Origin of the sequence: Pseudomonas sp. OG7, from assembly GCF_014192825.1 — a bacterium.
Classification (GTDB): Bacteria; Pseudomonadota; Gammaproteobacteria; order Pseudomonadales; family Pseudomonadaceae; genus Aquipseudomonas; species Aquipseudomonas monteilii.
This window is the reverse complement of the sequence record NZ_JACHYK010000008.1, coordinates 60,025-78,954: the sequence shown is the minus strand read 5'-3', so window position 1 is coordinate 78,954 and position 18,930 is coordinate 60,025. Positions and strand designations below refer to the sequence as shown.

Here is an 18,930-nt window from a genome sequence, read left to right as displayed (position 1 = left end):
TTTCGCAATATGGCATTTCAACACAAGCGCGGTACTTTGATTAGCCTTGCAGGCGTCTTCTCTGCCTCTGGGCCTGCATCATGATGGATATCGCTGTACTTTCCGTGTTCGCTTTTGCCGCTGGGCTGATCGATGCCGCCGTGGGGGGCGGTGGGCTGATCCAGATCCCGGCCTTGTTCAATGTGCTGCCCACCGCACAGCCAGCGGCATTGCTCGGCAGCAACAAGCTGGCATCGGTGTGCGGCACGGCCTTCGCGGCGCGGTCGTTTATCCGCAAGGTGACGCTGGACTGGGGGCTGATCGTACCCGCTGCACTCAGCGCCTTTGTCATGTCGTTCGCCGGTGCCGCCACGGTGTCGCTGGTGCCGCCCAGCGTGATGCGCCCGGCGGTGCTGGTGCTGATTGTGCTGATGGCCATCTACACCTTCTGCAAGAAAGACTTCGGCACCCTGCACAAGCCTGCGCAAATCGGCCGCAAGGAGCAGTGCCTGGCGGTGCTGATCGGCGGTGCGATCGGTTTTTACGACGGCCTGTTCGGCCCGGGCACCGGTAGCTTCCTGATCTTCCTGTTCATCCGCTTCTTTGCCCTGGACTTCCTGCACGCCTCGGCGTCGGCCAAGGTGGTGAACATCGCCACCAACCTGGCGGCACTGGTGTTCTTCGTGCCGACGGGCAACGTGTTGTATGCCATCGCCCTGCCCATGGCGGTGTGCAACATCCTGGGCGCGCTGACCGGTACCTGGCTGGCAGTGCGCAAGGGCGCCGGCTTTGTCCGCGGGCTGTTCCTGGTGCTGTTGTGCGTGCTGATCGCTAAGCTGTCGTGGGACTTGCTGGCCGGTTGACTCAGATCACCTGGCGCTGCGCCTCGGCCTGCTCGACGCGATTGCGGCCATGGGCCTTGGCCCGGTACAGCGCCTGGTCGGCGCTTGCCAGCAGCGCGTCCAGGCTGGGGGCCGGGTGGTCGGCGTCGCAGCCGGCCAGGCCGATACTGACGGTAATCTGCAGGCGCTGGTCGGCCTGCACCACATGCAGGTCCTGTACAGCGCGGCGCAGGCGTTCGGCGGTGAACTTGGCCCGTTCTGGCGCAAGGCCCGGGAGGATGACGACGAACTCCTCGCCACCCAGGCGCGCGAGCAGCTCATCGTTGTGCAACTGGTCTTGCAAGGTGCTGGCGAACTGGCGCAGCACCTGGTCACCGACCGCGTGGCCGTGGGCATCGTTGATCGACTTGAAATGGTCGATGTCCAGCATCATCAGGGTTAGCGGCAGCGCCTGGGCATGCTGCTGGCGGCTGTCCAGCAACGCGTTGGCGCGGCGGGTAAAGGCACTGCGGGTGAGCACGCCGGTAAGGTGGTCGATGGTAGCCTGGTGCGCCAGGCGGGCCATCAGGCTGCGGTTGGCCTGGCTGACGCAGGCCACCACCAGCGGGCCAAGCACCAGCATGGCGATGCCCAGGCGCGCCGACATCAGCGTGGTCACCCCTGGCTCGCTTTGCGGCACGCTAAAGTGCATGAGATTTTGCGCCACCGCCACAATCAAGGTACTGCCGGCGGTGAGTGCCAGCAGCGAAACCATGAAGGGCGAATAGGTCCAGGCACACCACAGCAAGGCGGCAATCGGGAAGGCAATGGCCCCGGGGCCGCCAAAGGCAATGCTGAACGCCAGCGAGGCCAGCAGCACCAGCAGCGGTGCCAGGCGGATGGCCTGGGCACCACCGCGCACCAAGGCCCGCACCGAGGGCGCAGTAAGCAGCACCGGCAGCACCAGCACGCTGGTCGAGAACTGTTCGCTGAACCAGGCCAGCCAAGTGGCGCGCAACGATTGTTGGAACCAGGGCGCGGCCATTGCCGCCGCCATGCTGGCCGCCACCATGGCGGCAGCGGCGCAGGCGGCAAATACGCTGAGTACGCCGTGCGGGGTACGCATGCGTCGGTGCAGGCGCGGCAAGCGCGACAGCAATTGCCAGAGGGTCACCACCACGCCCAGGTTGCACAGATTGAACCACATGGCCGGGGCCCAGGCGCTGCCGCACAGCAGGTCGGCACCGACCATGGCCAGCCAGACGAGGCCAAAGCCGGTAAGCGTGGCCTGACGAGGGTAGCGCAGCAATACACCGGCCAATACGGCATTCACCGGCCAGAACAGCGACAGCGATTCGATCGGGCGTGCCAGGATACCGCCCAGGGTGAGGGCAAAGGTCAGGCAGAGCAGAATGACGTAAGGCAACAAGCGCGATTGGGCAGCAAAAACCATGGGCTCGACCGGCAAGCGGAAACGAAATCCAGGACAACGCCTTGAAGCACCTGGGGCAATGACCCGCAGTGTGTTTCGTCAGGGCAGTTGATGTCAATCTGCCCCGATCGGTCGAGATAATGCCAAATTGCCTTCATTCCTCGGTTGTGTCGTCACAGCCCGAAGAACCAAGGCACCATCAACACGGTCACCAGCATTACCAACAGGGTGAACGGTACGCCGATTTTGACGAAGTCGGCGAAACGGTACTGCCCCGGGCCCAGCACCAGCGTATTGACCGGCGATGACACCGGCGTCATGAACGCCGCCGATGCGGCCAACGCCACCGTCATGGCGAACGGGTAGGGCGACATCCCCAGCTGTGTAGCGGTACTGACAGCCACCGGCGCCATCAGTACCGCAGTGGCCGTATTGGAAATGAACAGGCCAATCACCGCCGTGACGGCAAACAGGCAGGCGAGAATGGCACTGGGGCCGGCCCCGCCCAGCACGCTGACCAGCCCGCTCACCGCCAGGTCGATGCCGCCGGTTTTCTGCAGCGCCTGGGCAAAGGGCAGCATGCCGACGATCAGCACCAGGCTTTGCCAATGAATGGCCCGATAAGCGCTGTTCATGTCGATGCAACGGCCGGCGCCCATCAGCAGGCAACCGATCAGCGCCGCCATGACATTGGGCACGGCACCGCTGACCATCAGCCCGACCATCACCGCCAGGCTCAACAGTGCTTGCGGCGCGCGGGTGCGGGCGGGCGCCACCTGGTCGATTTCGGCAGGCAGGCTCAGCACCAGGAAGTCCCTGGGCTTGCTTTGCAGCTGGCGTACGGCCTTCCATGGGCCGACTACCAGCAGCGTGTCGCCAAGGCGCAGCTTTTCTTCCACCAGTTGGTCTTCGATCGCTGCCTGCTCGCGGCGCAGGCCGACCACATTGAGGTCGAAGCGGGTACGGAAGGCCAGTTCGAGAATGCTCTTGCCAATCAGCTGCGACCCGGGTGGTAGCGAGACCTCGGCCATGCCCAGTTCCTGGGACTGGTCGATGAAATAGGCGGCCTTGAAGTGAAGTGGCTCCAGTTGCATGGTCTGGCACAGGCTGCGCAGGTCGTCGCGATTGGCGAACAGGTCGAGCAGCAGCACGTCGCCCTGGTGCAGCACGGTGCTGGAATCGGCAGCCATCACCCGCGTGGTGAACTTGTGCTGGCGTTCGATACCGATCACGTTGGCGCCGTGCCGGGTACGCAGCTCCAGCTCGCCGAGGGTGTGGCCGATCAGCGGCGAGTGGGGGCGGATGCGCAGGCGCCGTTCGCGGCCGTTGAGCTTGTAGTCCAGCACCAGGTCCAGCAGTGTCCGGCGGGTTTCCACGCGGCCGTCCTTGCGTACTTCGCCGTTGAGCCAGTGGCGGGTCAGCAGCATGTAGCCGATGCCCAGCACCAGCACCACCAGGCCAAACGGGGTAAAGCTGAAGAAGCTGAAACCGGCTTCGCCATTGCGCACCAGCTCGCTGTGCACCACCACGTTGGGCGGTGTGGCCACCAGGCTGAGCATGCCGCTGATCAGGCCGGCGAACGCCAGTGGCATCATCAGGCGGCTGGGCGAGAGTTTCAGGCGTGCGGCGATACTGAGCACCACCGGGATGAAGATGGCCACCACGCCGGTGGAGCTCATGATCGAGCCCAGCCCGGCCACCGCCACCATCAGCAGCACCAGCAGGCGCGCCTCGCTGTTGCCGGCCCGCTCGCTCATCCATTCGCCGATGCGGTAGGCAATGCCGGTGCGCACCAGGCCTTCGCCAATCACGAACAGGGCGGCGATCAGCACCACGTTGGGGTCGCTGAAGCCGGCCAGGGCTTGCTCGACGGTGAGGATGCCGAGCAGCGGCAGGGCGAGAATCACCAGCAGTGCGACCACGTCCATGCGCGGGCGGTTGATGACGAACAGGAGGATGACGATGGCCAGCAGGCCGAGGACCCAGAGCAGCTCTTGGTTCATGGGGAGGGGGTGTTCCTTCACACAGGGGCACGATAGACAGTAGCAGCCAGTGTGCCAGCTTGTGATGAAGGGGGTGTTGATGTGCTGCAGGGTTTGCCAAACAAAAGGGGCCGCATTGCGGCCCCTTGGGTCACCGGATCAGTGACGGTGACGGCGGTGCTTCTTGCTGCCGTTATTGTCGCCCAGGTGGTTGCCGATGGCACCACCGGCCGCGCCGCCCAAGCCGGCACCGACGGTAGAGCCGGTCTTGCCGCCCACCGCGCCGCCCAGCAGCGAGCCGCCGGCCGAGCCCAGGCCACCGCCGATGGCGGCTTCGGTACGGTTGCCCTTGCGTGCACCTACCGCACTGCCGGCTGCGCCGCCGAGGCCGGCGCCGATGGCCGCCCCGGTCTTGCCACCGATCGATTGACCGACAACGTTACCCAGGGCACCACCCAGGCCACCGCCAATGGCGGCAGTACCGTCACCGGCGAAAGCGCCCTGGCACAGCAGCAGGCCGAGGGCAAGGGAAGGCAGAGTCAGACGCATGATACGAACCTCAAAGGAGTCATCAGGTTAAGGTGCCGCGCAACGGGCGGCGGGACAGGGGTGCAAAGACGCTTCAGCGGTAGTAGCGGTCACCGCGGTACTGGCGATTGTCATCGTCATCATCGTCGCGGTCATGGCGATGGTGGTGCCGATGGTCACGGTCGCGGTCACGCCAGCCGTCGTCGTCGTCATGGTAGCGATGGCTGTGGCAGCCTGCGGTCAGCAGGACAACAGCAACCAGCGAAAGGCTTGCAAGGCGGGTCATCACGATATAGGTCCTTGATCCGCAATGGTTTACAGGGCACTTGCTGAGACTGGGAATGATCCATTTGGTTTCCCTGGCAGGCAAAAATTTGTCGCGCCAGTGATGAGCGGCGTGCTTCTGGGCTGCTGTTCTGTCCCATTCGGTCATGGTCGAGCCGGTAATACACCTCTAGACTGTGGGGTAAGCCGCAGGCAAGACGGCAATTTGCCACACAGTGAATCATGATGATCGCCCATACCCCCACGTTGTTCGCCGCCGTTGCCTTGGTTGCAACCATTCTGGCCTTCTGCCTGTTGCTGGTCGGGCGCAGTAACCGCCGTGACAACCTTTCACTCACGGGGTGTGGGTTGCTGGTGCATGCCCTGGCCTATGTCTGCTACACCGCCTACGCCCAGGCCCCGCTGTGGCTCAGCTATGGCCTGGGCAACAGCCTGTTGTCGCTGGCCTTGGCGTTCTATACAGCCAGCCTGTTTCGGGTGCGTCAGCAGGTGGTGCCTTGGCGCAGAATCTTCATTATCCCGGCGTGCATGCTGGTGGGGTTGATGCTGCTGCTCGATACGGTGGAGCCACGTATACTGCTGGCAACGCTGGTGCTGATGCTGCAGTGTTCGATGATTCTGTACTGGGCGCGACGCTATGCCGAGCGGCCGGGCAAGGCCCACTTGCTGCTGCAGATCGGTGCGTTGATCAGCTTGGTCGGCCTGGGCATGCGTGGGGTGGCGGTGGCCAATGGCACGGCGGTGGAGTTGCGCTATGACACCAGCAACCTCAAGCAGAGCATTTCGGTGGCGATTGGCACCGCCACGGTAATGATGTATTCGATCGGGCTGGTGTTGATGGCCAAGGAGCGCAGCGAATCCCGCTTGCAGCACCTGGCCCTGCACGATGTGCTGACCGGCACGCTGAACCGCAGGGCGATCCTTGAGCGCTTTGCCGTGGAACTGGACCAGGCTCGCCAGCAGCAGGGCAGCCTGGCTGTGGCGATGATCGACATCGACCATTTCAAGCGCATCAACGACCTGTACGGGCACCTGGCAGGTGACGAGGTGCTGTGCCATTGCGTGCGCCAGTTGCAACAGCGGCTGCGCCAAGGTGACTGCCTGGGCCGATATGGTGGTGAGGAGTTCCTGTTGCTGCTGCCGGGCACTGACCGCAACGGGGCGATGGCTGCGCTGCAAGGGCTGCGTGAGGCCATTGCGCGCAACCCGGCGAGTTTTGCCGGTGACCAGATCGAATTGCGCTTCAGCGTTGGCTTGTGGTGCGGCGTGCCTGGGCTCAAGGACAGTACCGCCAGCCTGTTGGCCCAGGCTGACGCAGCGCTTTACCAGGCCAAGGCCGCCGGGCGCAATACGGTGCATCTGGCGGCAATGGCCGAAGCGGGTTGACTCACGACGCCGGCTGGATTGCCAGCACTACGCCGTTGGTGATCTGTACCAGTACAAAGTGCCCGCCCATGCGTACCCAGTGGCTTTCTTTTTCGGGCTTGGGCAGGCCCTTGGCTTGCCAGTCCTGGATGGCCTGATCGTCTCGTTTGTACTGGTCCGGCGCCTTGTCACCCACCTTGAGTTCGCGATTGTGTGTTTCCGGCGCGGTGACGCTTTCTTCGCTGGAAGGGGCGGCGTTTGCCGCCAGGGGTAGGCAGGGTAGGGCCGCGAGCAGCAGATAGTGCAGTTTCATGGGGTATTCCTCTTGGCTATGTGTCTTATCTGCGACAGCGGCAGGTGTGTGGCAATTCACTCGCGATGCATGCCAGTGCTAGAGTCGCCTTCTTTTTTACCCTGAGGATGGAACATGCGTGCGATTCTGCCGATGGCCGCAGCACTGATGCTGGTCGGTTGTGCTTCTGCGACCATGGAGACGGCCCGCGGCGGCAAGCCGACGGTGCAGCTCGATTCGCACAAGGCGCCAGAACTGGTGGCCCAGTGCATCCAGTTCAGCTGGCAGGAAGAGAAGGTGTTCGGCGACGATGCCAGTGGCTATCTGGAGCCGCGCAAGCAGGGCGGGTTTACCGTGTATACCCGCGAAGCCGAAGCGTTCGTGGATGTTTACCCGCAGGCGGGTGGGGCGCGGGTTGACTATTACGCGCAGAAGCATGACGGCGTGGCATTGCAGCGCCGGGCGGCAGCGGCTACCTGTTTGTAACCGCTTGGAGTGGCCTGTTTTGGCCTCATCGCCGGCAAGCCAGCTCCCACAGGTGTTGCGCAAGCCTTCAGCATTGTGCGGTCCCTGGGGGAGCTGGCTTGCCGGCAACGGGCTGCAGAGCGGCCCCAGAGGCGCGAGCGGGGCTTTACAATTTTTAGCAAGGCAGTGGTGACGCAGGGAACGTGGTAACGGCTAGCATCAGCCGTTACCACTCAAGGACGACACCATGGATCGCTCACTGCAACTCAACCGTGCCAGCTGGGACGAACGCGCTGCGCTACACGCTGCCTCCAAGGACTACGAAGTCGAGCTTCTGGTCCAGCGCCCCGGGCACCTTTCCGAAACCGTCCGCTTCGACCTGCCATTGCTAGGCGATATCAAAGGGCTGAACGCTGTTCACCTGCAGTGCCACATCGGTACCGATACGCTCTCGCTGGCGCGCCTTGGCGCCCAGGTCTGTGGCCTGGACTATTCCGCAGCTTCGCTGGCCGAAGCGCGTGCACTGGCCAAACGTTGCGCGGTGCCCATCGAGTACGTCGAGTCTGACGTCTATGCTGCCGACAAGGTGCTGCCGGCAGGCACGTTCGACCTGGTTTATACCGGTATCGGCGCACTGTGCTGGTTGCCTCGCATCGAGCCGTGGGCGCGTACAGTGGCAGCACTGTTGAAACCACGCGGGCGGCTGTTCCTGCGCGATGGGCACCCGATGCTGATGGCCGTCAACGAGGACCACCATGACCGCCTGCAGCTCGAATACCCGTATTTCGAGCACGAAGCGCCGACGGTGTGGCACAACGACCAGACTTACGTCGAAACCGAACAGCGCCTTGCCCACACCGAAACCCATGAATGGAACCACGGCCTGGGCGAAGTGGTGACTGCCTTGCTGGCGCATGGGCTGCAACTGACGGCACTGGTCGAGCACCAGAGCATCCCCTGGCAGGCGCTGCCGGGGCAGATGGTCAAGGGCAGTGACGGTGAGTATCGCTTGCGCGAGCAGCCCGCCCGTCTGCCCTTGAGCTACACCTTGGTGGCGATCAAAGCGTGATCAGGACAGGTAGCCGCCGTCTACATTGAGTGCCGTGCCGGTGGTGTAGCTGGACGCATCGCTGGCCAGGTACAACACTGCGCCGGCCATTTCTTTTGGGTCGGCCACCCGCTTGAGCGGGATCTGCTGCAGTGCGGCGTTCAGGATGGCGTCGTTCTTCACCAGTGCCGAGGCGAACTTGGTGTCGGTCAGGCCCGGCAACAGCGCGTTGCAGCGAATGCCAAACTGGGCGCACTCCTTGGCGAAGACCTTGGTCATGTTGATTACCGCTGCCTTGGTTACCGAATAGATCCCCTGGAAGTGGCCGGGCGACACCCCGTTGATGGACGCCACGTTGATGATGCTGCCACCGCCGTGCTCACGCATCAGCTTGCCAGCTTCCACCGACATGAAGAAGTAGCCGCGTATGTTCACGTCCACGGTCTTCTGGAAGGCGTTCGGGTCAGTATCCAGCACGTTGCAGAACTGCGGGTTGGTAGCCGCGTTGTTGACCAGCACGTCCAGTCGCCCGAACTGCTCGCGAATGCCGGCGAACACCTGCTGGATCTGCTCCAGTTCACCGATGTGGCAGGCCACCGCCGTGGCCTTGCCACCGGCGGCGATGATGGCGTCGGCCACCTGCTGGCAACCGTCGAGCTTGCGGCTGGAAACGATCACATGGGCGCCTTGCTGTGCCAGCAAGTGGGCGATGGCCTCGCCAATGCCACGGCTGGCACCGGAAACGAAGGCAATCTTGCCGTCGAGGTCGAACAGGTGGGTCTTGGACATGCTGTTTTCCTTGTTATCCGTCGTCGTGGTCGGTGCTCAGAGCCTGGACTTGGCAATGACCTGGAGGGTCATCTGCTCCAGCAAACGGTTCATGTGGATGAACTGGGCGAAGCGCTTGTCCTGAGTCTGGCCGTGGAAATAGCGGTAATAGATTTGCTGGACGATGCCGGCCAGGCGGAACAGGCCATAGCAATAGTAGTAATCGAAGTTGTCGAGCTGGATGCCCGCTCGCTTGGCGTAGTAATCGACGAACTGGCGACGGGTAAGCATGCCGGGTGCATTGCTCGGCTGGCGGCGCATCAGTTGCACGGGGGCCGGGTCGTCGGCCTCGATCCAGTAGGCCAGGCTGTTGCCCAGGTCCATCAGCGGGTCACCCAGGGTGGCCATTTCCCAGTCCAGTACCCCGATGATGCGCATGGGGTTGTCGGCGTCGAGGATCACGTTGTCGAAGCGGTAATCGTTGTGCACGATGCCGGGCTTCGGGTGGTCGGCGGGCATCTTGTCGTGCAACCAGGCGATCACCTGTTCCCAGCGCGGGGCATCCGGGGTAAGGGCTTTTTCGTAGCGGCTGGTCCAGCCCTCGATCTGGCGTTGCACATAGCCTTCCGGCTTGCCCAGGTCGGCCAGGCCGCAGGCGTTGTAGTCCACCTGGTGCAGCTCGACCAGGCGGTCGATGAAGCTTTTGCACAGGGCCTCGGTGCGGCTGGCGTCCAGGTTCAGTTCGGCAGGGATATCCGAGCGCAGAATGATGCCCTTGACCCGCTCCATCACGTAGAACTCACCGCCGATCAGGCTGCTGTCGGTGCAGTGCACATAGGCCTTGGGGCAGTAGGGGAAGCCTTTGTTCAGCTGGTTCAGGATACGGAACTCGCGGCCCATGTCGTGGGCCGACTTGGCTTTCTGCCCGAACGGTGGGCGGCGCAGTACGAAGTCACGGCCCGGGTAGCTGACCAGGTAGGTGAGGTTGGAGGCGCCACCCGGGAACTGGCTGATGCTGGGCAGGCCATCCAGGCCGGGGATATTGGCCTTGAGGTAAGGGGCGATGACGGCCGCGTCGAGTTCTTCGCCGGGGCGTACCTGGGTGGACTGGTCGGTGAGCGTCATGCGTTTTCCTTATTCTCGATCGCAAGGACTATTGGCTAATCTAATGGCCTGCCCGGGCTGGAACAAGCGTGCCAGGTGCCATATAGGTGCGGGTGTTGCCGGTGGATCACTGCACCGAATGCCGGGCAAAAAAAACCGAAGCCGCGAGGGCTTCGGTTTTCGATCATCCGGAATCCCCAGCCCTCAGGACGGGAACAGCTCGCTGAGTTTCATCGACAGCATCATGTCGCCTTCAACGCGCAGCTTGCCGCCCATGAAGGCCTGCATGCCGTCGGTTTCGCCACTGACGATACCCTTCAGGGTTTCGCTGTCCATTACCAGGGTGCAGTTGGCATCCGGGTTTTCGCCTTCCTGCAGGTCGCAGGTGCCGTCTTTGACGATCAGCGCGTACTGCTTGCCTTCGTCGGTGATGTTGAAGCCGAACACCAGGTCCAGGCCGGCGGCAGCGGATGGGTTGAACTTCTCTTGCATCTTTTTGACGGCATCAGCTACGGAGGTCATGGCGCATTCCTTATAGAGTGATTTACACGTCCCCGCAGGGACACAACAAAGCCGGGCTTATCGATAGGTGACAAACTCCGGCGCCCTCAACAGCTGCACATGGGCTTGGCTGTTGAAGGAAGCCAGTGCCACGTCGCGGCCGCGGAACTTCAGCTGGCTGAGCGACGTGTTGATGATCTGCCAGTTCAGCGCGAACGCCTGGCTGGGGGTGATACGGGTAACCAGGTGGAGCAGGGCGGCAATGGTGCCGCCCGAGGTGAAAATGGCGATATTGTCGCCGCTGCCGGCGGTATCCAGTACGCGTTGCAGCCCACCCTGTACGCGGGCAGTAAAAGCTTGCCAGGTTTCCAGGCCGTCGTCGGCATGCTCCCCGTCGTGCCAGCGCTGCACCATCAAGGCGAACAGGCGCTGGAACTCGCTGCGGTGCTGCGCAGCATTGCGCAGGATGTGCAGGGCGTTTGGCTCTTGCGGCAGCAGCTCGGGCAACAGGGCACGGATGACGCCGTCGGCATCGAACTCATTGAACGCCGCGTCGGTCTCAACCGCCGGCACCGGGCAGCCGTTGGCCTGCAAAGCCTCCAGGGCAAGGCGCGCGGTATCCTGCTGACGGCGCAGGTCGCCTGCCACGCAGCGGTGCAGCCGCACACCCAGTTGGGCAAGGTGCTCACCCAGGGCCTGGCTCTGGCGCACGCCCACGGGGGAGAGAACGTCGTAGTCATCGGCACCGAAGGAGGCTTGGCCATGTCGGATCAGGTAGAGGTTGCCCACGAAAGGTTCCGGCCTGTTGGAGGTTGCTGCGAGGTTAGGATGCGCCACACGGGCTGTCAACGAAAAAACATACAAGCGTTTGAAAAGGTTGTTTGAAAGATGTTGCCAGCGTTTGCACCGGCTGGCAGCACCTCGGGTGCAACGGTATGCTTGCAACAGTTACGCGCCGCCGTGGCGCAGGTATTTAAGGAGTCAACGTGGAGTTTCTTGCCGAATACGCAAGCTTTCTCGCCAAAACCGCCACCCTGGTCATCGCCATCCTGGTGGTGCTGTCAGCCATCGCCGGGCTGCGCGGCAAGGGGCGGCGCAAATCGGGGGGGCAATTACAGGTCACCCGCCTGAACGAGTTCTACAAGGACCTGCGCGAGCGCCTGGAGTCCGGCCTGCTGGACAAGGCCCAGCTCAAGGCCTTGCGCAAACAGCAGGCCAAGGCGGAAAAACGGCAGAAGAAGGGCAAGGCCGAGGAAAAGGGCCGGGTCTTCGTGCTGGATTTCGATGGCGACATCAAGGCCTCGGCCACTGAAAGCCTGCGTAACGAAATCACCGCGCTACTGACCCTCGCCACACCGCGTGACGAAGTGGTGCTGCGCCTGGAGAGTGGCGGTGGCCTGGTGCACAGCTACGGCCTGGCAGCTTCGCAGCTGGCGCGCATTCGTCAGGCTGGCATCCCGCTGACCGTGTGCATCGACAAGGTGGCCGCCAGCGGTGGTTACATGATGGCCTGCATCGGCGAGAAGATCGTCAGTGCGCCGTTCGCCGTGCTGGGTTCGATCGGCGTGGTGGCGCAGCTGCCTAACGTCAACCGCCTGTTGAAGAAGCATGACATCGACTTCGAAGTGCTGACTGCTGGCGAGTACAAACGTACCCTCACCGTGTTTGGCGAAAACACCGAGAAGGGCCGGGAGAAGTTCCAGGAAGACCTGGACATCACCCACCAGCTGTTCAAGGACTTCGTTGCACGCTACCGTCCACAGTTGCACATTGACGAAGTGGCCACCGGCGAAGTCTGGCTCGGGGTTGCGGCACTCAACCGAAAGCTGGTGGACGAACTGCAGACCAGCGACGAATACCTCAGCGAGCGTGCGCGCAATGCCAACCTGTTCCACCTGCACTATGCCGAACGCAAGAGCCTGCAGGAACGCATCGGCATGGCGGCCAGCGGCACGGTGGAGAACACGGTGGTAGGTTTGTGGAGTAAACTCGGGCGTCTGCGCTAACACCTTGAACCCGTTGAAATTTTTTTTCGTTCAGGGGGTTGCAAGGTTAAAGGAATGAAGACATAATGGCGCCCATCGAAACGCAGCAAACTTTGAAAAAGGTTCAGCGTTTCAAGGAGATAGCAAAGCGCAAGCAGCTAGATCCGACCTTTGAGGCCGAGTAGCAAAGTGGTTATGCTCCGGATTGCAAATCCGTCTACGCCGGTTCGATTCCGACCTCGGCCTCCACCATTCGAAAGCCCCGCAGACTAACGTCTGCGGGGTTTTTCTTTATGGGTCAAAAAAGCCAAGAGTTCCGAAACTTTTGGCATGGAGTTTCAAAAACTCAGCCTTTGGAGAGCTTGGCGATGGCGCCAACGCGACGATAAACGCGCTCGGCGATCCCCTCTTTTGAGTGATCCAGCAGCAGGCTTGCAGCGCTCAGGTCGTTGATCTCGGATGCTGCCTTCGGTCTGATGTCGCGGAACTGGAACTGGGCGATACGGTTGGCCAGATCCGGCTTGTTCTCGACCTCGGCCTTCACTCTGGCATCCTCTCGGGCTGCGTGAGTACCACCAAGCCCAGGACTGTGGCGCACCGCTAAGGAGATAAGCTCGGCACCTTGGTTGCTTACATTCCCTACGGCGGCGCTCACCCGGTACCATTCAAAGGCGTCGCCCGGTTCGCTCAAGTTGAGCACCAGTTGCTCTGCATGCTCGCTCGGCGATTCTCACGCTACTGCTGCAGTACTGGAACTGACGCTAGCGAAGACCAGGCTCATGCAGCTTGTCAGCGGCGGCGGCTGGTTAGGTATGCGGGGTTTTCGAAAGAACCTGCCGAGTTTTGCGTTGAATAGGCTGGTAATTTTCAGTATCTGGCTCTTATTCATACGGAATCTGTCAATAGCCTGTATAGTGACTGCGTAGCCGTGTTTTGCGGCTGCTCACTATGAGGTTGCTTTTATGCTCCAGGCCATATCCCCCGAGACGCAGCGTGCCCATGAGCGCTTGAATGAACAGACTCAATTGTTCGTCAAGCTGGGAGGCCAAATTGAAAGCGTTCCTGCAGGAGTCAGCGGGGTGCTAGCTAGCAAGCCGAAATCTGTTTGGACCAACCCTCAAACGGCCAAGTCCATCCACAAGCGATAGCGCGTCAAAGTGCACTACTTGGTTGCTTCATTGCGAACGCGAGGGCTCAAGTATGTTTGATGCGCCAAGTGATTTAGATATTTCTGGATGGATTGGAGTCAGCGAGACGGAAGTAGCTTTTTACCGGGGTAGTATGTTTCGATTGAAGGATGATTCGTGGCTCATCCATTTTTCTTTCGCAATGCTCCGAGCGCTACGCCAGAGGCTTACTGACGGTTTACCCTCCTTGTCACAGTTGAAAACCAGGCGACAGGCGTATGAGTGAGTTGGATTGAGCGTACGATCCTGACGCGGTGCCGTTCGGAGAAAAGCAGCAGGCAGATAGAGTTGTACGAAGTGGCAGAAAACTACACCTAGCGCCGCTAATCCACGCAGCCCATCAAGGTGTGAGTAACGTTCGTTCATCGGTAGGCCTTCGTTTGGGTCGCGCGACTCTATTCGCAACACTAGAGTTTCCCAATACTTCGGCCACCTCAATCAAAAAAACACGGTGGAACCGCAGCCTTGCGCATCCGTTCTAGCCTTCAGGCAAGGTTACGCCACAGACAAAATCACGCGACCCCAGGCGATGCGAGCCGAACTCCACGACGTAACCTTCCCCTCGGCGCTTTGCCTCTGCTTCGGCCGTCTTCTGATCGGCATAGACGTCGACAAAATGCCATGGATGCCTGTCTCTCAGAACGCCCCATCCCAGAACCCAGCCCGCTCTGGAAGGATCTGGCGGTAGATGCTTGGCCAAGCTTCGAATCGACATGCCCATCTCCTCGTGTGTACAGGCTCGATGCTGCATCTTGAGCACTTATTTTGAACCGCACCACCCATACGTGGGTCATCAGAAGGGAGGGCGGTAAAGACGCTCCGGTTCCCTCACCACGTATTGAAATGTTCACAAGCTAAGGTTGAGCTCAAGCCCATTCCACCAGCGAGGTCGTCAGGAAATGGATTATTCCAGCATGGTTGAAGCGTTGGACAAGATGTTGGAGAAAGCAGCTGCAACGCAGGTGCCCGCCAATGAAAGTCAGCGATGCATCCGTAACCATTCATCCGCGACGTCTCCCATAGTGGACGGCGTGCCGCTCTTGATCCACGCCATGAAGGCTCCGTCGAACTTGAATGCCTGGCCACACTCGCCGAGTAGAAACTGACGCACCTTCTGCGTGTTGCGGTAGTGCTTGTCCAAGGGCGTGGTGCGGGTAATCGGCCCAGCGTGCCAGTCGAAGCTCATGGTCTGTTCCTTGACTATGAAAAGGGCAAAAGCCCGTGAATGATCATCCACGGGCTTTTGGTCGTTCGAAATGATCGGCCTTCAGGCTATCAACCTTCGAACTGGATCACCATGCGGCCTTTGATCTTGCCTTCCAGCATCTCGTCGAAGATCTGGTTGATGTCCTCGATCGGCCGCAGGGTTACCTTGGGCACTACTTTGCCTTCAGCGGCGAACTGGAAGGCCTCTTGCAGGTCTTGCCGTGTGCCGACCAACGAGCCAACCACTTCGATCCCGTCCAGCACCAGGCGGGGGATATTCAGGTCCATGGACTCTGACGGAAGCCCCACGGCAACCAGGCGGCCGCCTGCGCGTAGCGCGTCCACGGCCGAGTTGAAGGCGGCTTTGGCAACGGCGGTAACCACAGCAGCATGGGCGCCCCCGGTCTTGGCCTGGATGACCTTCGCGGCGTCTTCGGTGCGCGAGTTGATAACCAGGTCGGCGCCCATTTCGCTGGCGAAGCGCAGTTGCTCTTCATTGACGTCAATGGCGATCACTTTGGCGTTGAACACGTTCTTGGCGTATTGCAGCGCCAGGTTGCCCAGGCCGCCGAGGCCGTAGATGGCGATCCATTGGCCTGGGCGGATGTTGGAGATTTTTACCGCCTTGTAGGTGGTCACGCCGGCGCAGGTAACGCTGCTGGCGGCGGCGGAGTCGAGGCCGTCAGGTACTTTGACCGAATAGTCGGCTTTGACGATGCAGGCTTCTGCCATGCCGCCGTCTACGGTGTACCCGGAATTCTTCACTTCGCGGCACAGGGTTTCGTTGCCGCTGGTGCAATAGTCGCAATGCCCGCACCCCTGATAAAACCATGCCACGCTGGCGCGGTCGCCCGGCTTGAGCGAGGTAACGCCCGGCCCGACTTCTTGGACCACGCCGATGCCTTCGTGGCCCAGCACGACGCCGGTCTTGTCACCGAAGTCGCCATTTTTTACATGCAGGTCGGTGTGGCACACACCGCAGCATTGCATCTTCAGCAGCGCTTCACCGTGTTCGAGGGGGCGCAGGGTTTTCTCAACTACATCCACGCGACGGCCTGGCGCAACAACAGCAGCTTTCATATGAGCCTCCGTGTCTATCCGAGTGAGCTTGGGTTATCGCTGGGTTAGCATAGCCCTTGCGTCGCCAGGCAAAACTGCTTCAGGTCATGGAGTGCGTTAGCGCCATAAAAAGAAAAGCCCGCGGCAATGATGCGGCGGGCTGCAAGAACGTACGGAGCAGGGTCAGTGTGCCCATCCGTTTGTCAGTATTTCGTGAAGTGCAGGTCATGAGGGTGTCATGTGGGTAACAGCATAAAAAAGCCCGCCATGAGCGGCGGGCAAAAGACGTTTGAAGGGAGAGCCTGCAGGTTGCGCCCGGCTGGTTAACCCAGGATTAAGTGGCAACGCATTGACCTTGGAACCTGATCAGCCTATACAGGCCTGCCATCACGCCAGGAGCCAGCATGCACGACGAAGACGACCTGCACGAACCCGAGCACGATCACCTGCTCGACCATGAGTTTCTCTACGACGACGTGGAGCACGAGGCAGATGCCCAAGGCGCCGAGGATGAAGTGGAAGAAGACGAGGAAACGCTGGATGACCTCGATGACGAGGAGCGGGATCACCCAGCCTGGTTCGACGATTGCGAAGACGACTGACCTAGCGGCCGTCCACCGAGAAGCGGCCTGGGCCGCTCACGGCCAGCATTAGCAGGCCGCCCATGATGGCGAGGTTTTTCAGGAACTGGGTCATGTTGGCACTGCGCTCGGGGTCGACCATGTTCCAGAACGGGTGGCCCAACAGCGCCGTGCCCAGCACGAACAGTGCGAACAGGAACGCCAGTGGCCGGGTATAGAAGCCCAGGATCAGCAGGATGCCGACCACGAACTCCATGAGCACGGCAATCGCTGCCGCCAGCATGGGGGCAGGGGCACCCAGCGAGGTCATGTAGCCGACCGTGCCGTCAAAGCCGGTCAGCTTGGCCCAGCCAGACAAGACGAACAGGATCATCAGCAGCACGCGGGCTATCAGGATAATGATGTCGCGTTGGCCATCGAACAGGGAGTAGCGCATGGCGGCGTTCCAGTGGACGAGTACAAGTTCCACTCTAGCAGCTGCGCGGGACATTGCCGGCAGGCAGCAAAAAGGCGCCGCAAGGGCGCCTTTTCAACGAAGTTTGGTGCGAGTGGCGGGACTCGAACCCGCAAGGCTCACGCCGACAGATTTTAAGTCTGCTGTGTATACCAATTCCACCACACTCGCACGCTTGAAGGGGTCGTAACGACCAGCTCGCTTCTAAGCAGAAGGGCTTCGCAATCAAGCGCGCTTTATAACCCATTGTTATAGTTGAGTCAACTGCAGCACCTATGATCAACAGAGTGAAGGGTCGAGCGAACGGGTAATTGACACCTTGCTGTCATTACGCCACTGTTGCCCTTTTATTGGATCCAAGAGTATGCGGCGATGACTCAGTCTGACGGTTGCGAGCGTGTCGTGCGCCCACGGCTGTTCTGGCGGCTGCTGTTTGCGCAGGTGATCGTGTTGGGCGCTTTTCTCTACCTCAGCCTGGTCAGCCTGGGTGTTTACCTGCTGATGTTGGGGTTCGATGCCGAACATCCGCAGCGGCTGATGGCCCTGGCAGGTGGCGGGATTATCATGCTGGCTGGCCTGTGGCTGCTGAAAGTCGCCATGCCGCGACGCATCAGCCCGATACTGGTCGAGCCTGAACGGTGACCCACGGTAGCTGCACGGCTGTTTGTCGCCGGGCGTGTTCGGCTAAGCTCATTTTGTTCCTCCCGCTGTACCAGTGGAGCTTGCATGGTTTCAGCTGACTGCCCCGACCACCCCGTCATGCCTGCCCACCGCTACGAGCAGCTGGTTCAGTCGGTGGTGGACTACGCCATCTACATGCTTGACCCTGCCGGCCATGTGGTGTCGTGGAATGCCGGTGCGCAACGGATCAAGGGTTACCGCGCCGATGAAGTGATCGGCAAGCATTTCTCGCTGTTCTTCACGCCGCAGGACTGTGCCGACGGCCGCCCGGAGCGCTTGTTGCGCCAGGCGCTGGAGCAGGGTGTAGCGCAGGATGAAGGGTGGCGCGTGCGCAAGGATGGTACACAGTTCTGGGCCTTGGCGGCGCTGGACGTGATCCGCGACGACCAGGGCCAGATCATCGGCCTGGCCAAAGTTACCCGGGACATCACGGACCGCCGCGAGTCGGCGATGCAACTGGACGCGGTGCGCGCCCAGCTGTTCCAGGCACAGAAACTGGAGGCCCTCGGCCAACTGACTGGCGGGCTGGCGCATGACTTCAACAACATGCTGACCATCATCATCAGTTCGGCGCGCCTGGCGATAGCCACCCAGGACCCGGCGCGTGCCCAGCGCATGCTGCAACATATTCTGGATGCCGGGCAGCGAGGCACTGAACTGACCCAGCAACTGCTCAGCTTTGCCCGCCACCGCAAACTCGATGTGGCGTGTGTAGCGCCGGCAGACCTTGTAGCTGCCACGCGTGGGCTCCTGGAACATGCCCTGCCCAGTTCGATTGACCTGCAGGTGCAGTTGCAGGCGGACTTGCCGCTGATCGAAGTGGATGCCGGGCAATTGCAGATGGTGCTGCTGAACCTGTTGTTCAACGCCCGCGATGCCATCGCAGGGGAGGGCCGGATAGGCTTGTCGGCCGAAGTAGTCGAACTGGCGGGCGACGTGGAAGGGTTGCAAGGCCGTTTCGTGCGTTTTGTGGTGGCAGACAGCGGCGAAGGCATTGTGCCTGAGGTATTGCCACGCATCTTCGAGCCGTTCTTCACGACCAAACCTTTCGGCAAGGGCACTGGCTTGGGCCTTAGCCAGGTATATGGCTTTGCCAGGCAGAGCGGCGGCGCCATTTTTGTCGACAGTGAGCCCGGCCACGGAACTTCCATGCAACTTTACTTGCCAACGTATCAGGACAAGACCCACAGCAATCTCGACAGGTGAG

Annotated in this window: 22 protein-coding genes, 2 tRNA genes and 2 pseudogenes; 10 read left to right on the top strand and 16 right to left on the bottom strand. The window is 61.3% G+C overall.

Annotated elements, in window-relative coordinates:
* The first annotated feature begins 80 nt into the window (after positions 1-80).
* Complete coding sequence (locus FHW75_RS19895) at positions 81-842, top strand: TSUP family transporter (RefSeq protein WP_016711449.1); 762 nt, start codon at positions 81-83, stop codon at positions 840-842.
* A gap of 1 nt (position 843) precedes the next feature.
* Here the strand turns inward: FHW75_RS19895 and FHW75_RS19890 are convergent, their stop codons facing one another.
* From FHW75_RS19890 to FHW75_RS19875, 4 genes are all read right to left on the bottom strand, one after another.
* Positions 844-2,268 (bottom strand): GGDEF domain-containing protein, encoded by a 1,425-nt coding sequence (locus FHW75_RS19890; protein ID WP_025753698.1) that lies wholly within the window; start codon positions 2,266-2,268, stop codon positions 844-846.
* 137 nt (positions 2,269-2,405) lie between these two features.
* Positions 2,406-4,235 carry an SLC13 family permease gene (locus tag FHW75_RS19885; protein WP_016711447.1) on the bottom strand — a complete coding sequence of 610 codons (1,830 nt, stop codon included), beginning with the start codon at positions 4,233-4,235 and terminating at the stop codon, positions 2,406-2,408.
* A 138-nt stretch (positions 4,236-4,373) separates the two neighbouring features.
* Positions 4,374-4,763: a glycine zipper domain-containing protein gene (locus FHW75_RS19880; RefSeq protein ID WP_025753699.1), complete on the bottom strand. Its 390-nt coding sequence runs from the start codon at positions 4,761-4,763 to the stop codon at positions 4,374-4,376.
* A 73-nt stretch (positions 4,764-4,836) separates the two neighbouring features.
* On the bottom strand, positions 4,837-5,028 hold the full coding sequence (locus FHW75_RS19875) for a hypothetical protein (RefSeq protein ID WP_016711445.1): 192 nt from the start codon (positions 5,026-5,028) through the stop codon (positions 4,837-4,839).
* A gap of 224 nt (positions 5,029-5,252) precedes the next feature.
* Between FHW75_RS19875 and FHW75_RS19870 the strand changes: the two genes are divergently transcribed.
* Entirely contained in the window at positions 5,253-6,413 is a 1,161-nt protein-coding gene (locus FHW75_RS19870; RefSeq protein ID WP_183674472.1) for a GGDEF domain-containing protein, read from the top strand.
* Position 6,414: 1 nt separating this feature from the next.
* Here FHW75_RS19870 and FHW75_RS19865 read toward each other — a convergent pair whose 3' ends face one another.
* Entirely contained in the window at positions 6,415-6,705 is a 291-nt protein-coding gene (locus tag FHW75_RS19865) for an RcnB family protein (protein ID WP_019098348.1), read from the bottom strand.
* 114 nt (positions 6,706-6,819) lie between these two features.
* Here FHW75_RS19865 and FHW75_RS19860 point away from each other — a divergent pair, with 114 nt between their 5' ends.
* Positions 6,820-7,170, top strand: a complete 351-nt coding sequence (locus FHW75_RS19860; RefSeq protein WP_027615023.1) for a hypothetical protein — start codon at positions 6,820-6,822, stop codon at positions 7,168-7,170.
* Positions 7,171-7,396: 226 nt separating this feature from the next.
* The gene (locus FHW75_RS19855; RefSeq protein WP_027615022.1) at positions 7,397-8,218 is read left to right on the top strand and encodes a bifunctional 2-polyprenyl-6-hydroxyphenol methylase/3-demethylubiquinol 3-O-methyltransferase UbiG; all 822 of its coding nucleotides are present in this window, start codon (positions 7,397-7,399) and stop codon (positions 8,216-8,218) included.
* Here the strand turns inward: FHW75_RS19855 and FHW75_RS19850 are convergent, their stop codons facing one another.
* From FHW75_RS19850 to FHW75_RS19835, 4 genes are all read right to left on the bottom strand, one after another.
* On the bottom strand, positions 8,219-8,986 hold the full coding sequence (locus FHW75_RS19850; protein ID WP_016711440.1) for an SDR family oxidoreductase: 768 nt from the start codon (positions 8,984-8,986) through the stop codon (positions 8,219-8,221). It lies immediately after the preceding gene.
* Between the two features lie 36 nt (positions 8,987-9,022).
* Positions 9,023-10,090 (bottom strand): phosphotransferase family protein, encoded by a 1,068-nt coding sequence (locus FHW75_RS19845; protein WP_025753702.1) that lies wholly within the window; start codon positions 10,088-10,090, stop codon positions 9,023-9,025.
* Between the two features lie 183 nt (positions 10,091-10,273).
* Complete coding sequence (locus FHW75_RS19840; protein ID WP_016487959.1) at positions 10,274-10,591, bottom strand: SCP2 sterol-binding domain-containing protein; 318 nt, start codon at positions 10,589-10,591, stop codon at positions 10,274-10,276.
* A 57-nt stretch (positions 10,592-10,648) separates the two neighbouring features.
* Positions 10,649-11,359 (bottom strand): histidine phosphatase family protein, encoded by a 711-nt coding sequence (locus FHW75_RS19835; protein ID WP_025753703.1) that lies wholly within the window; start codon positions 11,357-11,359, stop codon positions 10,649-10,651.
* 197 nt (positions 11,360-11,556) lie between these two features.
* Between FHW75_RS19835 and sohB the strand changes: the two genes are divergently transcribed.
* Positions 11,557-12,576, top strand: coding sequence for a protease SohB (sohB, locus tag FHW75_RS19830; protein WP_019096524.1), 1,020 nt, complete (start codon positions 11,557-11,559; stop codon positions 12,574-12,576).
* Between the two features lie 154 nt (positions 12,577-12,730).
* Positions 12,731-12,804, top strand: a tRNA-Cys gene (locus FHW75_RS19825).
* Between the two features lie 97 nt (positions 12,805-12,901).
* Here the strand turns inward: FHW75_RS19825 and FHW75_RS19820 are convergent.
* Positions 12,902-13,117: pseudogene (locus tag FHW75_RS19820) on the bottom strand (integrase); the annotation flags it as partial.
* A gap of 45 nt (positions 13,118-13,162) precedes the next feature.
* Positions 13,163-13,279, bottom strand: a pseudogene (locus tag FHW75_RS19815) (DUF159 family protein); the annotation flags it as partial.
* Positions 13,280-13,517: 238 nt separating this feature from the next.
* On the opposite strand from FHW75_RS19815, the gene FHW75_RS27250 reads away from it, so the two are divergent.
* Positions 13,518-13,703: a hypothetical protein gene (locus FHW75_RS27250; protein WP_016711433.1), complete on the top strand. Its 186-nt coding sequence runs from the start codon at positions 13,518-13,520 to the stop codon at positions 13,701-13,703.
* A 517-nt stretch (positions 13,704-14,220) separates the two neighbouring features.
* Here the strand turns inward: FHW75_RS27250 and FHW75_RS26860 are convergent.
* The 3 genes from FHW75_RS26860 to adhP all read right to left on the bottom strand — a co-directional run bounded on the left by FHW75_RS26860 (position 14,221) and on the right by adhP (position 16,028).
* Entirely contained in the window at positions 14,221-14,457 is a 237-nt protein-coding gene (locus tag FHW75_RS26860; RefSeq protein ID WP_081717231.1) for a hypothetical protein, read from the bottom strand.
* A gap of 264 nt (positions 14,458-14,721) precedes the next feature.
* Positions 14,722-14,928, bottom strand: coding sequence for a DUF6434 domain-containing protein (locus FHW75_RS19810; protein WP_019096526.1), 207 nt, complete (start codon positions 14,926-14,928; stop codon positions 14,722-14,724).
* Between the two features lie 89 nt (positions 14,929-15,017).
* Positions 15,018-16,028, bottom strand: a complete 1,011-nt coding sequence (gene adhP / locus FHW75_RS19805) for an alcohol dehydrogenase AdhP (RefSeq protein WP_019096527.1) — start codon at positions 16,026-16,028, stop codon at positions 15,018-15,020.
* 383 nt (positions 16,029-16,411) lie between these two features.
* Between adhP and FHW75_RS19800 the strand changes: the two genes are divergently transcribed.
* Positions 16,412-16,609, top strand: a complete 198-nt coding sequence (locus FHW75_RS19800) for a hypothetical protein (RefSeq protein WP_016711430.1) — start codon at positions 16,412-16,414, stop codon at positions 16,607-16,609.
* Position 16,610: 1 nt separating this feature from the next.
* On the opposite strand, the gene FHW75_RS19795 is transcribed toward FHW75_RS19800, so the two are convergent.
* Positions 16,611-17,024, bottom strand: a complete 414-nt coding sequence (locus FHW75_RS19795; protein ID WP_019096528.1) for a DoxX family protein — start codon at positions 17,022-17,024, stop codon at positions 16,611-16,613.
* Positions 17,025-17,128: 104 nt separating this feature from the next.
* Positions 17,129-17,213, bottom strand: a tRNA-Leu gene (locus FHW75_RS19790).
* 201 nt (positions 17,214-17,414) lie between these two features.
* On the opposite strand from FHW75_RS19790, the gene FHW75_RS19785 reads away from it, so the two are divergent.
* Positions 17,415-17,684 carry a hypothetical protein gene (locus FHW75_RS19785; RefSeq protein ID WP_183674391.1) on the top strand — a complete coding sequence of 90 codons (270 nt, stop codon included), beginning with the start codon at positions 17,415-17,417 and terminating at the stop codon, positions 17,682-17,684.
* Positions 17,685-17,768: 84 nt separating this feature from the next.
* Positions 17,769-18,929 (top strand): nitrogen regulation protein NR(II), encoded by a 1,161-nt coding sequence (locus FHW75_RS19780; RefSeq protein WP_183674388.1) that lies wholly within the window; start codon positions 17,769-17,771, stop codon positions 18,927-18,929.
* Position 18,930: the final 1 nt, after the last annotated feature.

What these genes read in the sequence shown, in the direction of transcription:
- FHW75_RS19895 (WP_016711449.1), top strand. Translation starts at nt 81, where the DNA reads ATGATGGATATCGCTGTACTTTCCGTGTTCGCTTTTGCCGCTGGGCTG.
- FHW75_RS19885 (WP_016711447.1), bottom strand. Translation starts at nt 4,235, where the DNA reads ATGAACCAAGAGCTGCTCTGGGTCCTCGGCCTGCTGGCCATCGTCATC.
- FHW75_RS19880 (WP_025753699.1), bottom strand. Translation starts at nt 4,763, where the DNA reads ATGCGTCTGACTCTGCCTTCCCTTGCCCTCGGCCTGCTGCTGTGCCAG.
- FHW75_RS19875 (WP_016711445.1), bottom strand. Translation starts at nt 5,028, where the DNA reads ATGACCCGCCTTGCAAGCCTTTCGCTGGTTGCTGTTGTCCTGCTGACC.
- FHW75_RS19870 (WP_183674472.1), top strand. Translation starts at nt 5,253, where the DNA reads ATGATCGCCCATACCCCCACGTTGTTCGCCGCCGTTGCCTTGGTTGCA.
- FHW75_RS19865 (WP_019098348.1), bottom strand. Translation starts at nt 6,705, where the DNA reads ATGAAACTGCACTATCTGCTGCTCGCGGCCCTACCCTGCCTACCCCTG.
- FHW75_RS19860 (WP_027615023.1), top strand. Translation starts at nt 6,820, where the DNA reads ATGCGTGCGATTCTGCCGATGGCCGCAGCACTGATGCTGGTCGGTTGT.
- FHW75_RS19855 (WP_027615022.1), top strand. Translation starts at nt 7,397, where the DNA reads ATGGATCGCTCACTGCAACTCAACCGTGCCAGCTGGGACGAACGCGCT.
- FHW75_RS19850 (WP_016711440.1), bottom strand. Translation starts at nt 8,986, where the DNA reads ATGTCCAAGACCCACCTGTTCGACCTCGACGGCAAGATTGCCTTCGTT.
- FHW75_RS19845 (WP_025753702.1), bottom strand. Translation starts at nt 10,090, where the DNA reads ATGACGCTCACCGACCAGTCCACCCAGGTACGCCCCGGCGAAGAACTC.
- FHW75_RS19840 (WP_016487959.1), bottom strand. Translation starts at nt 10,591, where the DNA reads ATGACCTCCGTAGCTGATGCCGTCAAAAAGATGCAAGAGAAGTTCAAC.
- FHW75_RS27250 (WP_016711433.1), top strand. Translation starts at nt 13,518, where the DNA reads ATGCTCCAGGCCATATCCCCCGAGACGCAGCGTGCCCATGAGCGCTTG.
- FHW75_RS26860 (WP_081717231.1), bottom strand. Translation starts at nt 14,457, where the DNA reads ATGTCGATTCGAAGCTTGGCCAAGCATCTACCGCCAGATCCTTCCAGA.
- FHW75_RS19810 (WP_019096526.1), bottom strand. Translation starts at nt 14,928, where the DNA reads ATGAGCTTCGACTGGCACGCTGGGCCGATTACCCGCACCACGCCCTTG.
- adhP (WP_019096527.1), bottom strand. Translation starts at nt 16,028, where the DNA reads ATGAAAGCTGCTGTTGTTGCGCCAGGCCGTCGCGTGGATGTAGTTGAG.
- FHW75_RS19800 (WP_016711430.1), top strand. Translation starts at nt 16,412, where the DNA reads ATGCACGACGAAGACGACCTGCACGAACCCGAGCACGATCACCTGCTC.
- FHW75_RS19795 (WP_019096528.1), bottom strand. Translation starts at nt 17,024, where the DNA reads ATGCGCTACTCCCTGTTCGATGGCCAACGCGACATCATTATCCTGATA.
- FHW75_RS19785 (WP_183674391.1), top strand. Translation starts at nt 17,415, where the DNA reads ATGACTCAGTCTGACGGTTGCGAGCGTGTCGTGCGCCCACGGCTGTTC.
- FHW75_RS19780 (WP_183674388.1), top strand. Translation starts at nt 17,769, where the DNA reads ATGGTTTCAGCTGACTGCCCCGACCACCCCGTCATGCCTGCCCACCGC.